Source organism: Frondihabitans sp. 762G35 (assembly GCF_002074055.1).
Classification (GTDB): domain Bacteria; phylum Actinomycetota; class Actinomycetes; order Actinomycetales; family Microbacteriaceae; genus Frondihabitans.
This window is the reverse complement of record NZ_CP014619.1, coordinates 2,697,931-2,713,090: the sequence shown is the minus strand read 5'-3', so window position 1 is coordinate 2,713,090 and position 15,160 is coordinate 2,697,931. Positions and strand designations below refer to the sequence as shown.

At 71.1% G+C, this 15,160-nt stretch carries 15 protein-coding genes; 11 read left to right on the top strand and 4 right to left on the bottom strand.

Annotated features, from left to right (window positions below; translation table 11 throughout):
- Positions 1-48 precede the first annotated feature (48 nt).
- Positions 49-804, top strand: a complete 756-nt coding sequence (locus AS850_RS12830; protein ID WP_119869476.1) for a helix-turn-helix transcriptional regulator — start codon at positions 49-51, stop codon at positions 802-804.
- Between the two features lie 38 nt (positions 805-842).
- Here the strand turns inward: AS850_RS12830 and AS850_RS12825 are convergent, their stop codons facing one another.
- Both AS850_RS12825 and AS850_RS12820 read right to left on the bottom strand, forming a co-directional pair.
- Complete coding sequence (locus AS850_RS12825) at positions 843-1,706, bottom strand: universal stress protein (protein WP_119869475.1); 864 nt, start codon at positions 1,704-1,706, stop codon at positions 843-845.
- A gap of 95 nt (positions 1,707-1,801) precedes the next feature.
- Complete coding sequence (locus tag AS850_RS12820; protein WP_119869474.1) at positions 1,802-2,329, bottom strand: universal stress protein; 528 nt, start codon at positions 2,327-2,329, stop codon at positions 1,802-1,804.
- A 252-nt stretch (positions 2,330-2,581) separates the two neighbouring features.
- On the opposite strand from AS850_RS12820, the gene AS850_RS12815 reads away from it, so the two are divergent.
- The gene (locus AS850_RS12815) at positions 2,582-3,052 is read left to right on the top strand and encodes a pyridoxamine 5'-phosphate oxidase family protein (RefSeq protein WP_119869473.1); all 471 of its coding nucleotides are present in this window, start codon (positions 2,582-2,584) and stop codon (positions 3,050-3,052) included.
- Positions 3,053-3,141: 89 nt separating this feature from the next.
- The gene (locus AS850_RS12810) at positions 3,142-3,633 is read left to right on the top strand and encodes a DUF2231 domain-containing protein (RefSeq protein WP_119869472.1); all 492 of its coding nucleotides are present in this window, start codon (positions 3,142-3,144) and stop codon (positions 3,631-3,633) included.
- Between the two features lie 6 nt (positions 3,634-3,639).
- On the opposite strand, the gene ku is transcribed toward AS850_RS12810, so the two are convergent.
- Complete coding sequence (gene ku, locus AS850_RS12805; protein WP_119869471.1) at positions 3,640-4,461, bottom strand: non-homologous end joining protein Ku; 822 nt, start codon at positions 4,459-4,461, stop codon at positions 3,640-3,642.
- 92 nt (positions 4,462-4,553) lie between these two features.
- Here ku and AS850_RS12800 point away from each other — a divergent pair, with 92 nt between their 5' ends.
- From AS850_RS12800 to AS850_RS12790, 3 genes are all read left to right on the top strand, one after another.
- Positions 4,554-6,914, top strand: a complete 2,361-nt coding sequence (locus AS850_RS12800; RefSeq protein WP_119869470.1) for an ATP-dependent DNA ligase — start codon at positions 4,554-4,556, stop codon at positions 6,912-6,914.
- A gap of 87 nt (positions 6,915-7,001) precedes the next feature.
- A complete protein-coding gene (locus AS850_RS12795) occupies positions 7,002-8,003 on the top strand; it encodes an SDR family oxidoreductase (protein ID WP_119869469.1) in 1,002 nt (333 codons plus the stop codon).
- Positions 8,004-8,074: 71 nt separating this feature from the next.
- The gene (locus AS850_RS12790) at positions 8,075-8,515 is read left to right on the top strand and encodes an SRPBCC family protein (RefSeq protein WP_119869468.1); all 441 of its coding nucleotides are present in this window, start codon (positions 8,075-8,077) and stop codon (positions 8,513-8,515) included.
- A gap of 9 nt (positions 8,516-8,524) precedes the next feature.
- On the opposite strand, the gene AS850_RS12785 is transcribed toward AS850_RS12790, so the two are convergent.
- Positions 8,525-8,749 (bottom strand): DUF2945 domain-containing protein, encoded by a 225-nt coding sequence (locus tag AS850_RS12785; RefSeq protein ID WP_173795199.1) that lies wholly within the window; start codon positions 8,747-8,749, stop codon positions 8,525-8,527.
- A gap of 93 nt (positions 8,750-8,842) precedes the next feature.
- Between AS850_RS12785 and AS850_RS12780 the strand changes: the two genes are divergently transcribed.
- The 5 genes from AS850_RS12780 (at position 8,843) to AS850_RS12760 (ending at position 15,135) form a co-directional block, all read left to right on the top strand.
- Positions 8,843-9,499 (top strand): nucleoside/nucleotide kinase family protein, encoded by a 657-nt coding sequence (locus AS850_RS12780; RefSeq protein WP_236940714.1) that lies wholly within the window; start codon positions 8,843-8,845, stop codon positions 9,497-9,499.
- A 152-nt stretch (positions 9,500-9,651) separates the two neighbouring features.
- Complete coding sequence (locus AS850_RS12775; protein ID WP_119869467.1) at positions 9,652-10,974, top strand: ABC transporter substrate-binding protein; 1,323 nt, start codon at positions 9,652-9,654, stop codon at positions 10,972-10,974.
- An 81-nt stretch (positions 10,975-11,055) separates the two neighbouring features.
- A complete protein-coding gene (locus AS850_RS12770; protein WP_119869466.1) occupies positions 11,056-11,985 on the top strand; it encodes a carbohydrate ABC transporter permease in 930 nt (309 codons plus the stop codon).
- Positions 11,982-12,812, top strand: a complete 831-nt coding sequence (locus tag AS850_RS12765; RefSeq protein WP_119869465.1) for a carbohydrate ABC transporter permease — start codon at positions 11,982-11,984, stop codon at positions 12,810-12,812. The genes AS850_RS12770 and AS850_RS12765 overlap by 4 nt, the downstream gene beginning before the upstream one ends.
- 37 nt (positions 12,813-12,849) lie before the next feature.
- Positions 12,850-15,135 (top strand): alpha-L-rhamnosidase, encoded by a 2,286-nt coding sequence (locus AS850_RS12760; RefSeq protein WP_236940713.1) that lies wholly within the window; start codon positions 12,850-12,852, stop codon positions 15,133-15,135.
- The last annotated feature ends 25 nt before the right edge of the window (positions 15,136-15,160 follow it).

Below are 15,160 nucleotides of genomic sequence, written 5' to 3'. Positions count from 1 at the left end.
TTCGACCTACCCGAAAGGGGAGGTGGGTGGGGAGGGTAGGTTGGGGTGATGACGACGGACTCGCAGGCCCTCACGCTGGAGTCGCTGCTCGCGGTGCTCCGGTCGCCTCAGCTCGACGATCGCGCCGCGCGCACGATCGCGCGCGACCTCGCCACCTCCTCGCTCGTAGGGCTCCGGGAGCGGACCGACCTGGAGAACGACGCGCTCCTGGAGCCGGTCGTCGGGGCCTTCGCGCGGCTCCGGAGCGACCTCCGGCCGCTGGTGCGGTTCGGCGACCTCGACGTGCAGTTCGTGGAGCCGCCCGTGTCCGGCCGCGCGCTCCCCGGCGAGGTCGCCCACGCGGCGCGCGCGATCGTCCGCAGCGCCGTGCTGGCCTTCGTCGACCAGGGCAGCAGTCGCCGGGTGCGGATCCAGTGGGACTGTGACGGCCTCAACCTCCTGATCAGCATCCGCGACGACGGCGAGGGCGAGCTGACCGGGCACGACGACTCCCTCGCGCCCATCGCCCAGCGGGTCACGGCGCTCAAGGGCACGTTCGGCGTCGAGTCGACGGCGGGATGGGGGTCCGAGCTCTCGGTGACGATCCCGCTCGATCCGCCCGCTCCTCCGACGCCGCTCGTCGACGTCGTCGACTTCAGCCCGCGGGAGCGGGAGGTGCTCGCGCTCCTCGTCGAAGGGGCGCGCAACCACGCCATGGCGACGGCGCTCGGTATCAGCGAGAACACCGTGAAGTTCCACGTCTCGAACCTGCTCCGGAAGACCGGCGCCGAGAGCCGCGCCGAGCTCATCTCGCTCGCGCGCTGACCACTCTCGCGGACTCCGCGCGAACGGCCCGGAGACCGTCAGGCGGTCGTCGCGGAGTGCCCGTCGACGAGGGCGGTGGGGGCGAGCACGTCCATCAGCAGGCCCTCGCGCAGGCGGTGCCCCCGGTCGGGGCGCGTGCTGTCTCCCTCGATCACGACCAGGGCCGAGGTGGCGCTGACGCGTCGCGCCGTCTCGACGAGGGGGCCTCGCAGGAGCCGGGTCCGCACGGCGAGACCGGGCGCGCGCGAGGTGGCCGCGGCACGGCCCCGGAGCAGCGACTCCTGCAGGTCCTCGCGCTCGTCCGCTTTGGCGTCGTCGTCCAGCACGGCGACGAGGTCGAGGGGCAGCGACCGCAGAGAGGCCTCGGTGCACGCGACGGCGAGGGCGGCCTGCGACGGTTCGCCGTCGTCGACCAGGAGGGTGACGTCGCCGTCCACGACGAGAGGGGGCACCACGAGGGTGCAGCCGACGCCGAGGAGCCAGAGTCGCTCGCCGAGGGTGCGGCGAAGGAGGTGCGGTTGGAGGCCGGACCCGACGACGACGACGTCGTCGTCACCGGCGGCCGACCGGAGGGCCTGGTCGACGCGGCCGGTGACGACCCGCGCCGTGATCGGGATGCCGGGGAGTTCGTCCTGTTTCGTGCGCGCCGTGGTCAGGAGGTCGTGGAGTCGTTCGTCGGTGCGGGGGGTCTCGCGGCCGTCGCGTTCGACGCGCACGAGTGTCAACCGGCTCGTGCCCCACGCCGATCGACGAGCCCGAGCGACCGCCCAGTCGAGAGCGGCCACCGACGTGGGCGACCCGTCGTAGGCGACGAGGACGCTCTCCCGTCGAGCGGTGCGGAGGTCGTGGACCATCTGCTCGTCCGAGGTGCGCCGATGCGGGGACTCGTCGACTCGATTCATGGCGATCTCCTTCTGGGGGGCGAGAGGGCCGTCGGGTCCGCTCGGACGTGGTCGCGTCTCGGGCGGCCGGGGACGGGAGCCCCGAGGGGTCGCGCTCAGAGCGGGACGGTGGCCTCGAGGTCGACGCGCTGCGGCTCGGCGTGGTCGTCGTCGTGCGCGGTCGCGGCGCGTGCCTCGGCGTCGTGCGCGTCCGAGTGGACGACGAGGACCGGGCAGGTCGCGTGCTCGGCGCAGGCCGAGCTGACGGACCCGAGGAGGAGTCCCGCGAAACCACCGTGACCGCGGCTCCCGACGACGAGCATCTCGGCGCCGCGGCTCGCCCGGAGCAGCACCCGCGCCGGTTGCCCCTCCGCGATTCTGGCCTCGACCCACGACGGGATCTCGCGGCCGAAGCAGCGGTGGAGGCCGGCCCGGAGGGTCAGCGTCGCGTCCTCGTCGGGTGCCCAGCTGGCGCCGATCGGGAAGCCGCCGTACGAGGTCGGATAGTGCCACGCCTGGACGACCTCGAGCTTCGCCTTCAGGAGCGATGCCATCCGGGCGGCGCTGCCGAGCGCTTCCAGGGCGGCGTCCGAGCCGTCGAAGCCCACGACGACGCGCGCGGTGGGGGAGGTGTCTGAGGTCATGCCCCGAGCATCCCCCGCCGCCCCCGCCTCCGCCAGGGCCCAACGTCCCGCCCGCCCCCGCCCGCCCCCGCCCCCGTCCGCCCCCGCCCCGCCCCCGCGAGACTCCACGACTCGCCACTCACTTTCGTAGAAGGCCGCACATCGTGGAGTCCCGCGCGGCGCGACGTCGGCGGGTCGGCGCCTGGCGGGACCTTCGGCACTCGGCACGGGGCTCCTGCGGGCCGATGCTGAGGCGGCAGGAGAGGGAGACGCATGTACGCACGAGACGACGCCGTGACGGAGCTGGCCCGGGAGGAGTGCTGGACGCGCCTCCGGTCGGCGGAGATCGGCCGGCTGGCGACGGGCATCGGGCGCGAGCTGGAGATCTTCCCGATCACCTTCCGGTGCGACGGCCGCTCGCTCTTCTTCCGCACGTCACCGGGGTCGAAGCTCACCATGATGAGCATCAACCCGTGGGTCGTCGTCGAGATCGACGGCTTCGACGACACGGGCGCCTGGAGCGTCGTCGCGAAGGGGACGGCGCGGTACCTCCGGAGCGCCGTCGAGCTGGAGGTCGCCGACTCGCTCGACCTCGTCCCGTGGATCCCCGGCGAGCGTCGCGCCATGGTCCGGATCGACGTCGAGCAGGTGACCGGCCGGACGTTCGTCCGCGCCGATCGCACCGACAGCGGCCATCGCGCGACGGCCGCGGCGTCGGATCAGACCCGCAGCCCGGCGACGTAGGCGGCCTGTCGGCGGGCCCGATCGCCGCCGTGCGGGTTCACTGGGCACATCCCCGATCACCCGGTCGTTCCGAGCAGACAGGCCCCCGCATGAGCTGGACTTTCAACGGTCTCCCGATCCACGTCCTCGTGGTCCACTTCGTCGTCATCGTCGTGCCGCTGACCGCCCTCGTCGCCGTCCTCGCGGCGTTCTGGCCCGCGGCGCGGCGTCGGATCGGCATCGTGGCGCCGATCCTGGCGCTCGTCGCCCTGATCAGCGTGCCGATCGCGACGCAGGCCGGCGAGGCCCTGCAGGAGCAGATCACGGAGACGTCGCTGAGCCGGATGCACACGCACAGGGGCGAGGACCTCCTGCCTTGGGCCGGCCTCCTCTTCCTGGGGGCCCTCCTGCAGTGGGGCTGGTTCCGATACGCCACCGGCGAGGGAGCGCTGGCGGGGCGCGTGACGTCGGAGCGGGCACGCCTGGTGATCCGCATCGTGATCACCGTGCTCGTGGTGGTCGCCGCCGTCGGCGCCTGCGTCCAGGTCTTCCTCATCGGGGAGTCGGGCGCCCGCGCCGTCTGGGAGTCGCGCCTCAACTAGGCGGCTCTAGGCCTTCTTCTTTGTCTTCGCGGCGCGGGTGCGATCGACGCTCTGCCGCAGCGCGTCCATCAGGTCGATGACCTCGCCCTCGCCCTTCCCGGAACCGGCGTCGGAGTCGTCGTCGCCGAAGGTCGCATCCGTGTCGACCGACTCGCCCTCCTTCAGCTTGGCGTCGATGAGGGTCTGGAGCTCGCGCTGGTAGTCGTCGCCGAAGTCCGCGGGGGCGAAGTCCTCGGAAAGGCTCTCGACGAGATTCGCCGACAGGGACAGCTCCTTCTCGGTGACCCGGATGCCCGCCTTCAGCGCCGGGAAGTCGGCCTCCCGCACCTCGTCGTCCCAGAGCAACGACTGGAGCATGAGCGTCTTCCCGCGCACGCGGAGGGCCCCGAGCCGCGTCTTCTGGCGGAGCGAGAAGTGGACGATCGCCGTCCTCTCGGTCGCCTCCAGGGTCCGCCGCAGCAGCACGTAGGCCTTCGCGGAGGACCCGTCCGGCTCGAGGAAGTAGCTCCGGTCGAACATGATCGGATCGAGCTGGTCGCTCGGCACGAACTCCAGGACGTCGATCTCGCGGCTCCGCTCCTCCGGAAGCGTCTTCAGGTCGTCCTCCGTCAGGACGACCGTGCGCTCGCCGTCGTCGTAGGCGCGGTCGATGTGCTCGTAGTCGACGACCCTGTGGCAGACCTCGCAGCGACGCTGGTAGCGGATCCTGCCGCCGTCCTTGTCGTGGACCTGGTGGAGCGCGATGTCGTGGTCCTCCGTCGCGCTGTAGACCTTGACCGGCACGTTGACCAGGCCGAACGTGATGGCGCCTTTCCAGATGGATCGCATGGCCCATTGTTCCGCGGCGGGACCTGTGGGGTACGTCCGCCGCCCGGACGGCGTTGCATGGGGCGGGAAGGGACACGACCGGGAGGTTCGACATGGCGACGCAGCGGCGCAGCGAGAACGTCACGGTGGGCGGTCACGTGCTCCGGCTGTCGAACCTCGACAAGGTGCTCTATCCCGAGACCGGGACGACGAAGCGGGACGTCCTGGCCTATTACGCGGCCGTGGCGGCGTTCCTCCTGCCGCACGTCGAGGGGCGCCCCGCGACGCGGAAACGCTGGGTCGACGGCGTCGACGGCCCGGTCTTCTTCGAGAAGAACCTGCCCGACTCCGCGCCCGACCGGGTCGCGCGGCGACGCGTCGAGCACCGCGACCACGGTAACGACTACCCGCTCGTCGACGATCTCGCGACGCTGACCTGGCTCGGTCAGGTGGCCGCTCTCGAGATCCACGTCCCTCAGTGGCGGTTCGGGACGGACGGCGAGCCCCTGAACCCCGACCGCCTCGTGCTCGACCTCGACCCGGGGGAGGGGGTGGGTCTGGCGGAGTGCGTCTTCGTCGCCCAGCAGCTCCGGGAGGTGGTGACCGGCATGGGCCTCGAGGTCGTGCCGGTGACGAGCGGGAGCAAGGGCATCCACCTCTACGCGGCCCTCGACGGGCGGCAGACGTCCGACGAGGTGAGCGCGGTCGCCCACGAGCTCGCCCGGGCGATGGAGGCCGACCACCCCGACCTCGTCCTCAGCACGATGGGGAAGCAGGATCGACGGGGCAAGGTCTTCCTCGACTGGTCGCAGAACAGCGCGAACAAGACGACGATCGCGCCCTACTCGCTCCGGGGCCGATCCCGTCCCACCGTCGCGGCGCCCCGCACCTGGCGCGAGCTCGCCTCGAGATCGCTCCGGCAACTGGAGTACCCCGAGGTCCTCCGCGCCCTGAAGCGCCGGGGCGACCCCCTGGCCGGGACGTCCGACGGCGCACGGCCCGACCGCCTCGCCACGTACCGATCGAAGCGCGACGCGACGAAGACGAGCGAACCGGTCCCCGACGAGCGGCCCCGCCGGACCGACGGTCACTCGTTCGTCATCCAGGAGCATCACGCGCGCGCCCTCCACTGGGACTTCCGCCTCGAGCACGACGGCGTCCTCGTCTCCTGGGCCCTCCCGAAGGGCGAACCGCAGGATGCCCGGACCAACCACCTCGCCGTGCAGACCGAGGATCACCCGCTCGAGTACGGCACCTTCGAGGGCACCATCGCCCGGGGCGAGTACGGCGCCGGCACGGTCAGCATCTGGGACGAGGGCTCGTACGACCTCGAGAAGTGGCGGGACGGCGAGGAGATCATCGTCGTGCTCCACGGGACGAAGCGCGGGACGAGGCGCCTGGCGCTCCTCCACACCGCTCGAGGCAGCGGGGCGTCGTCCGGTCGGGGCGCCGGCACGTGGCTCCTGCACCGGATGAAGGGCGACCCCGTCGCCCCCATGCTGGCCACCTCGGGCACCCCGGACCCCTCGGAGGCGTGGTCGTACGAGATGAAGTGGGACGGCCTCCGGGCGGTCGCGACGGTCCACGACGGGCACGTGTCGCTCGCGAGCCGCAACGGGCACGACCTGACGGCGTCGTACCCGGAACTCCAGGAGCTCGCGGCGCGGCTCCGAGGGGCGGAGGATGCGGTCCTCGACGGCGAGATCGTCGCCGTCGACGCCGGCGGGCGACCCGACTTCGGCCTGCTGCAGCAGCGGATGAAGGCGACCCGGCCCCGCGACCTCGCGCGGTTGAGGACGAGCGCGCCCGTGCGGCTCCTGCTCTTCGACGCCCTGGAGCTCGACGGGCGGTCGCTCCTCGACGAGACCTACGACGCCCGGCGCGCGGCGCTCGAGGGCGCGATCGAGCGGAGCGCCGTCATCGACGTGCCCCCGGCCACCGCGGGCGAGGCCGGCGACGACGGTGGACTCGAGGAGGCGCTCGACCTCTCGCGGACCCTCGGGCTCGAGGGCGTCGTGGCGAAGCGCCGCGACTCGACCTACGCCTCGGGGAGGCGCAGCAGGGCCTGGCTGAAGCTCAAGCACCAGCGCACCCAGGAGGTCGTCATCGGCGGGTGGCGACCGGGGTCGGGCCGCCGCGAGGGGTCGGTCGGGTCGCTCCTGATGGGGGTGCCGGAGGAGGGCGGCCTCCGGTACGTCGGGCGGGTCGGCACCGGGTTCACGGACCGGGCCCTCGACGACCTGCTCGGCGCGTTCCGGCGCTCGAGCCGGAAGACATCGCCGTTCACCGACGTGCCCGCGGCGGACGCGCGCGACGCGCAGTGGATCACCCCGTCGCGCGTGGGCGAGGTGTCGTTCGCCGAGTGGACCGCGTCAGGGCGGCTGCGGCAGCCGTCGTGGCGCGGCTGGCGGACCGACAAGGAGCCGGGCGACGTCGCGGTGGAGGGGGAGCCGGGGGAGGCGGCGCCGCGCTGAGCGGGGCATCCTGCGGTCCGGCCTGGCCCGGCGGTGTACCCCGCGGCTACCATCGACCATCCACCGCCCCCTCTCGCAAGGACTCCCATGAGCAGCAGGATCGCCGTCGTCACCGGAGGGACCGCGGGTCTCGGCCGGGCCATCGTCCGGGAGCTCGCGTCGCGAGGGTGGGACGTCGCGATCCTGGCGCGCGGCGCCGACGGTCTGGCCGGCACCGTGCGCGACGTGGAGGAGCTCGGTCAGCGGGCGCTCGCCGTGTCGACCGACGTGGCGGACAACGACCAGGTCGAGGCGGCGGCGACGCGCATCGAGGCGGAGCTGGGGCCCATCGACCTCTGGGTGAACGACGCGATGGTCGGGGTGTTCGGGGAGTTCCTCACGACCGACCCCCACGACTTCGACCGCGCCACCCGGGTGAACTACCTCGGGTTCGTCAACGGGACCCGTGCCGCCCTCAAGCGCATGGTCCCCCGCGACAGCGGCCACGTCATCCAGATCGGCTCGGCGCTGGCACACCGGGGGATCCCGCTGCAGGCGGCGTACTGCGCGTCGAAGCACGCCATCACGGGGTTCACGGAGTCGGTGACGACCGAGCTGATCCACAACCGGAGCGCCGTCCGTCTGTCGCAGGTCGACATGCCGGCCATGAACACGATCCAGTTCAACTGGGTCAAGTCGCAGCTGCCGCACCACCCGCAGCCCGTGCCCACGATCTTCCAGCCGGAGACCTGCGCCCGGGCCGTCGCCGACGTGGCCGACCACCCGCGCAGGCGGAGCTGGATCGGGGAGCCGACCGTCATGACGGTGCTGGGCAACCGGTTCGTGTCGCGGTTCCTGGACGTCTACCTGGCGAAGACCGGGTACTCGGGGCAGCAGGCGCCCGACAAGACCGACCCGATGCTCCCCTCCAACCTGTACGAACCGGTCGGCGGCGACCAGGGCTCGCGGGGCATCTTCAGCGACGTCGCCAAGGAGACGAGCCCGCAGATCTGGTACACCCAGAACCGGGGAGCCGCGGCCACGGCCGCGATCGGCTCGGTCGTCGTCGGGGTGGGGCTGCTGGCCGCCCGGCTCCGTCGTCGGGGCTGACACCCGTGGCCCGAGACCGGAGCGAGTACCACCGTCACCGTCACCGTCACCGCCACCGAGAGGAACCCGCCATGTCCGTCCGACACCGCTTCATCGAGGCGTCGCCCGAGAGGGTGTTCGACGTGCTGGCCGACGGGTGGCTCTTCCCGAGCTGGGTCGTGGGCGCGTCCCGGATCCGCGACGTGGGCGAGGACTGGCCCGCCGTCGACTCGAAGATCCACCACTCGTTCGGGGTCTGGCCGGCCGTCATCGACGACACGACCTCCGTGATCGAGTGGGACGCTCCGCGAAGGGCGGAGTTCGTCGCCCGCGGGTGGCCGCTGGGTGAGGCCCACGTGATCCTCGCGGCCAAGGCGCGGAAGGGCGGCTGCGTCGTCCGGATGGAGGAGTACGCCTCCGCCGGGCCCGGCACGGTCGTCCCGGCGCCCCTCATGGTCGCGATGCTGAACGTCCGCAACACCGAGGCGCTACGGCGTCTCGCCTGGCTCGCCGAGGGACGCGCCGGCGACTGAGCGGTCCCGTCAGTCCTTCGGCTTGAGCTTCGTGAGGGCGGAGCCCTTGTGGGCCGCTTTCGCGCCGGTCTTCTCGGACTCGACGATGAAGGCCGGCTCGTCGCTCGACGCCGTGAACTTCTGCCCGTCGAACTCGAAGTCGGACGTGTGGCGCTTGGTCACGACGCCGTGCGTCCTGCCCTGCGAGGTGCCCCACGAGACGCGGTCGTGGACGGAGATGGAGGAGGTCGACACGGGCGGTCCCTTTCATCGGACCCGGGGATCGGGTCGGTCCTGCCATCGTGCTCCCCGGCTCCTGCGAGCTCCGCCCGGCCGTACCCTGGGGCGGTGATCGAACACGATGCCCTCGGAGCCCTCGCCGCCGCCACCGCGGAGAGCCTCGCGCGCCGCATCGTCGACCGCGCGTCGACCACGACGGGCAGGATGCTCGTGGGCGTCGTCGGAGCGCCGGGCGCGGGCAAGTCGACGCTGACCGAGGCGGTGGCGGCGCTCCTCCCCGAGGGGCTTGCCGTCGTCGTGCCGATGGACGGCTTCCACCTCGGCCAGTCGATCCTCGACGGCACGGAGCTCGCCGCCCGGAAGGGCGCTCCCGACACGTTCGACGTCGGCGGCTACGTCGCGCTCCTCCGCCGCCTCCGACTCGCCGACGAGGACGTCGTCTACGCGCCGACGTTCCGTCGCAGCATCGAGGAGCCGGTGGCCGCGTCGATCGCCGTGCCGCGAGCGGTGCCGGTCGTCCTCACCGAAGGGAACTACCTGCTCGCCGACGTCGGCCGCTGGGGCGAGGTGCGGGGCCTCCTCGACGAGGTCTGGTTCGTCGACGTCCCCGAAAGCCTCCGGCGGGAGCGGTTGGTCGAGCGCCACGTCACGTTCGGAAGGACCCGCCGGGCCGCCGAGGAGTGGACGGACGGCCCCGACGCGGCGAACGCCCGGCTCGTGGCCTCGACCCGCTCCCGCGCCGACCTGGTCGTCGCCTGGTCGTAGCTTCGCCGCCCGTCGGACGGCACTCGCGAAAATCGTTACGCGAAAAGAGTTGACGGGGTCGCCACAATGATGGAACGATCTACACGCGTCAAGTTGATACGTTTCAAAAACCCGAAGGCAGCGCGTCGACGGGCTCTTACAAGGAGGTAAGAATGTTCTCTCGTCCCCTCGTGACCAGGATCGCGGGCGTCGGCACGGCCGCCGTCCTCCTGGTCGCACTGAGCGCGTGCTCGTCGGGCGGATCCGGTGGCGGCTCCGGCGACGGCAGCGGCGCCTCGATCACGTTCACCGTCGACAACAGCCCCGCCAGCCTCGCCTCCGGGAAGGCGCTGATCACGGCCTTCGAGAAGGCCAACCCGAAGATCACCGTCAAGCTCGGCACCCGCCCGGGCGGCACCGACGGCGACAACCTGATCAAGACGCGCCTCTCCACCGGCGACATGGACGACGTCTTCCTCTACAACTCCGGCTCGCTCCTCCAGGCGCTCCACCCCGACAGCACGCTCGTCGACCTGAAGGGCCAGAGCTGGACCGGGAGCCTGACGAAGGAGTTCACGACCGTCGTGAGCACCGACAAAGGTCTCTACGGTGCCCCCTGGGGCACCTCGTTCGGTGGCGCCGTCATGTACAACAAGGCCGTCTACGCGAAGCTCGGCCTGAGCGTCCCGACCAGCTGGTCCGAGTTCATCAGCAACAGCGAGAAGATCAAGGCCGCCGGCATCGCCCCCGTCATCCAGACGTTCGGCGACACCTGGACCAGCCAGCTCTTCGTCCTCGGCGACTTCGCCAACGTCCTCGCGCAGCAGCCCGACTGGGCCACGAGCTACACGGCGAACAAGGAGAAGTACACCTCGGCTCCCGCCGTCGACTCCTTCGACCACCAGGCCGAGGTCTACTCGAAGGGCCTGATGAACAAGGACTTCGCCTCCGCCACCAACGTCGCTGGCCTCAAGATGCTCGCCGAGGGCACGGGTGCCCAGTACCCGATGCTCACGAGCACCATCGCGACGATCCAGCAGAACTACCCGGACAAGGTGAAGGACATCGGCGTCTTCGCGATCCCCGCCGACAACGCCAGCGACACCCAGCTCACGATCTGGGAGCCGAACGCCCTCTACATCCCGAAGTCGACGACCGGCAACAAGCTGGCCGCGGCCGAGAAGCTCGTCGCCTTCGCCAACAGCAAGGACGGCTGCGCCGTGCAGAACGCCGAGCTGACGCCGGCCGGCCCGTACGCGACGAGCGACTGCACCCTCCCGAGCACCGTTCCGCCGCTCATCGGAGACCTGCAGAAGTACATCGACGACAAGAAGGTCGCCCCGGCGCTCGAGTTCCTGTCGCCCATCAAGGGACCGAACCTCGAGAAGATCACCGTCCAGGTCGGCTCCGGCATCTCGTCGGCGTCCGCGGGGGCGAAGCTCTACGACCAGGACGTGAAGCAGCAGGCCCAGCAGCTCGGCATCCCCGGCTGGTGAGCCGGCCGTAGCCCGACACTTATCCCCAGCGGGGCGGCGGCGAGACCGCCGCCGCCCCGGATCCTGCGCAAAGGAGCGTTGATGACAGCCACACTCACGAGGGCGGTCCCCCCGACCCGCACCCCGAAGGAGCAGTTCAAGCGCGGCCGGCGCAGTCGTGCCTCGTTCTACCCGTCGTGGTTCTACATCCCGGCCTCGGCCCTCTACGTGGTGCTGTTCGCGGTGCCGACGTTCGCCTCGTTCTACTTCGCGCTCACCCGCTGGACCCTCTTCGACGTCACGTTTATCGGCTTCCAGAACTTCGTCCAGTTCTTCCAGGATCCGCAGCTCACCCAGGGCTTCATCCACACCTTCGAGTACGGCTTCGTCACGTCCGCGGCCAAGGTCGTCATCGGGCTGGCGCTGGCGCTCCTGCTCACCTCGCCCATCCTCGGGCGCGGCTACCTGCGGGCCGTCGTGTTCTTCCCGGTGCTCGTGTCGACCATCGGCATCGGCATCACCTTCAAGGCGCTGCTCGACCCGTTCCACGGCATCGTCAACGGGGCGCTCGGGCTCGTCGGCCTCCCGCAGCCGGGCTGGCTGACCGACCCGAACCTCGCGCTCTGGTCGGTCGCGGCCGTCGACATCTGGAAAGGCGTCGGCATCGCGACGCTCATCTTCATCGCCGGCATCGTGGCCATCCCCCAGGAGTACGTCGAGGCCGCCAAGGTCGACGGCGCGGGCTCCTGGAAGGTGTTCACCTCGGTCACCCTGCCGCTCTCGCGGCCCGCGATGGGCACGGTCATCATCCTGTCGCTCATCGGCGGCCTCCGCTCGTTCGACCTCATCTGGGCGATGACGGGCGGCGGACCGGGCTTCACCAGCGACGTGATCGCGTCGGTCATCTACAAGCAGTACCAGTCCGGCTTCTACGGGCTGTCCACCGCCGGGAACGTGGTCCTGTTCGTCGTCGTGACGGCGATCATGGTGCCGCTCTCGGCCTTCCTCAACCGGAAGGGGAAGGACCTGTGAACCGCACCGCTCAGCGCTGGGTCATCGGCACCGTGGCCATCGTCGTCTCGTTCGTCGTGTTCCTCGTGCCGTTCGTCTTCATCATCCTGCAGGCCGCGAAGGACCCCGCCGAGGCGGCCGACCTCTCGTTCTCGCTCCCGACCAAGTGGGTCATCTGGCAGAACCTCGTCGACGTGCTCCAGTCGAACGACGGCCAGGTCGTCCGCTCGTTCATCAACAGCGGGATCCTCACCGTCGCGAGCGTGGCCGTCATGGTCGTCATCGCGGCGATGGTCGGCTACGTGCTGCAGCGGAAGCCCGGTCGGCTGAACCCCCTGATCAACTTCTTCGTCCTCGCGGGGCTCATCGTGCCTCCGGCGGTCGTCCCCACGATCTGGGTGCTGCAGGGCATCGGGCTCTTCAAGACGCTCCCGGGCATGATCCTGATCGAGGCGACCTTCGGCCTGTCGTTCTGCATCCTGCTGTTCCGCGCCTTCGTCGCGACGATCCCGCGCGAGCTGGACGAGGCCGCCGTGCTCGACGGCTCGGGCCCGATCCGGCTGTTCTTCACCGTCGTGCTGCCGCTGCTCCGCCCCGTCGTGATCACGGTGATCCTGGTGCAGTCGGTCGCGGTGTTCAACGACTTCGCCGGGCCGCTCTACTTCCTGCCCGGAGCGGACAACTCGACCGTGCAGCTCACCCTCTACAACTTCCAGAGCCAGACGCTGAGCCAGTACAACCTGCTGTTCATGGACGTGCTCCTCATCACGATCCCGCCGCTCATCCTCTACATCTTCTTCAACCGCCAGATCGTCGCCGGCATGACCAGCGGCGCGATCAAAGGCTGACCCCGTGACCTCCCCATCGATTGGATCGACCACCGCTATGACCTGGCACGCACAGATGATCTCGCCCGACCAGGACTTCGACGGAGCACCGCTGCTCCGCCGCGAGTTCACCCTCGACGACGGCCACGGAGACGTCGCCACCGCCACCCTCGTCGTCAGCGCGTACGGGGTCCTCGAGGCCCATCTCGGCGGGAAGCCCGTGTCCGACGACCTGCTCGCGCCGGGCTGGTCGAGCTACGAGTGGCGCCAGCGGTTCGCCCGCTACGACGTGACCGCGCTCGTCGGCGGGACCTCCGTCCTCGGCATCGCCCTCGGCAACGGCTGGTACCGGGGCCGTCTCGCCTGGTTCGGGCACGGCGCCCTCTACGGAGACCAGCTCGGCGCGTTCGCCGAGCTCGAGATCGCCTTCTCCGACGGGCACGTCCAACGCATCGTCACCGACGACTCCTGGACGGCCGGCCCGAGTGCGACGACGGCGAACGACCTCTACGACGGGCAGAGCATCGACGCCCGCCGGTACGACGGCTCGTGGCTCCTGCCGGGCTTCGAGGGCGACGGCTGGGTCGGCGTGCACACGCTCGACTTCGACACGGCGAAGCTGGAGCCCTACATCGGTCCCGCCGTCCGCCGGGTCGACGAGCGCGAGGTCGTCGAGGTGATCACGACCCCGAGCGGGAAGACGGTGCTCGACTTCGGGCAGAACCTCGTCGGCTGGCTGCGCCTGCGGGTGCGCGGCGAGGTGGGGGCGGTGATCACGGCCCGTCACGCGGAGGTCCTCGAGCACGGGGAGCTCGGCGTCCGCCCGCTCCGCTCGGCGAAGGCGACCGACCGGTTCACGCTCTCGGGCGGCGACGACGAGTTCGCACCCACCCTGACCCTGCACGGGTTCCGCTACGCCGAGATCGACGGCTGGCCGGGAGACCTCGCGCAGGAGGCCCGGACCGCCGTCACCGCCGTGGTCGTGTCGTCCGACCTCGAGCGCATCGGCACCTTCACGAGCTCCGACCCCCTCGTCAACCAGTTCCACGAGAACGTCGTCTGGGGGATGCGCGGCAACTTCGTCGACGTCCCGACCGACTGCCCGCAGCGCGACGAGCGCCTCGGCTGGACCGGCGACATCGCCGCGTTCACCCCGACCGCGTCGTTCCTGTTCGACGCGCAGAGCTTCCTCCGCGAGTGGCTGAAGAACGTCTGGGCCGAGCAGTCGCACGCCGACGGCATCATCCCCTTCGTCGTGCCGGACGTCCTCAAGCTGGGACCGGCCGTCGCGGACTTCCCCGACCCCGACTCCACAGCCGTCTGGAGCGACGCCGGGGTCTGGGTGCCCTGGACGCTCTACGAGGCCTACGGCGACGACTCGGTCCTCGAGGACCAGTGGGAGTCGATGACCGCACACGTGCGTCGCGTCCGCTCGCTCCTGTCGCCGTCGGGCCTCTGGGACACCGGCTTCCAGTTCGGCGACTGGCTGGACCCGGACGCGCCGCCCGAGGATCCTGCTCTCGCGAAGGCCGACAAGGGCGTCGTCGCGACGGCCTGCGCCTACCGGAGCGCCGACCTCGTCGCCCGCTCCGCGCGCATCCTGGGCCGCGACGCCGAGGCGGCCGAGTTCCAGGGCCTCGCCGACGACCTGCGCCGGGCGTTCCTCGACGCCTACGTCGACGCGGACGGCCGCGTGGAGAGCGACTGCACGACGGTCTACAGCCTCGCCATCGTCTTCGGCCTGCTCGACGAGGCGCGCGAGACGCTCGCGGGCGAGCGCCTGTCGGAGCTGGTCGAGCAGAGCGGCTACCGGATCTCCACGGGCTTCGCGGGCACGCCGTTCATCACCGACGCGCTCACGAGGACGGGCCACCTCGACGACGCGTACCGGCTCCTGCTGGAGCGCGAGTGCCCGTCGTGGCTCTACCCCGTGACGATGGGTGCGACCACCGTCTGGGAGCGCTGGGACTCCATGCTCCCCGACGGCAGCATCAACCCCGGCGAGATGACGTCGTTCAACCACTACGCGCTCGGCGCCGTCGCCGACTGGCTCCACCGCGTCGTCGGCGGGCTCTCGGCGCTGACCCCCGGCTACGCGTCCGTCCTGGTCGCCCCCCAGCCCGGCGGCGGCATCACCTCGGCCTCCACGAGCCTCGTCACGCCTCACGGCCGCGCGAGCGTCGACTGGGAGCTGGTCGACGGCACGCTCACGGTCACGGCGGAGATCCCCGAGGGGGCCGACGCGGTGCTCCGGCTCCCCGGCCGCAGCGACGAGCGGGTCGGATCCGGCCGCCACGTCGCGAGCGCCGAGGTCGGCGTCGCCGCGGAGGTCGGCTCGCACTGATCGGCGCCACCCGAGCGCGCCGCCC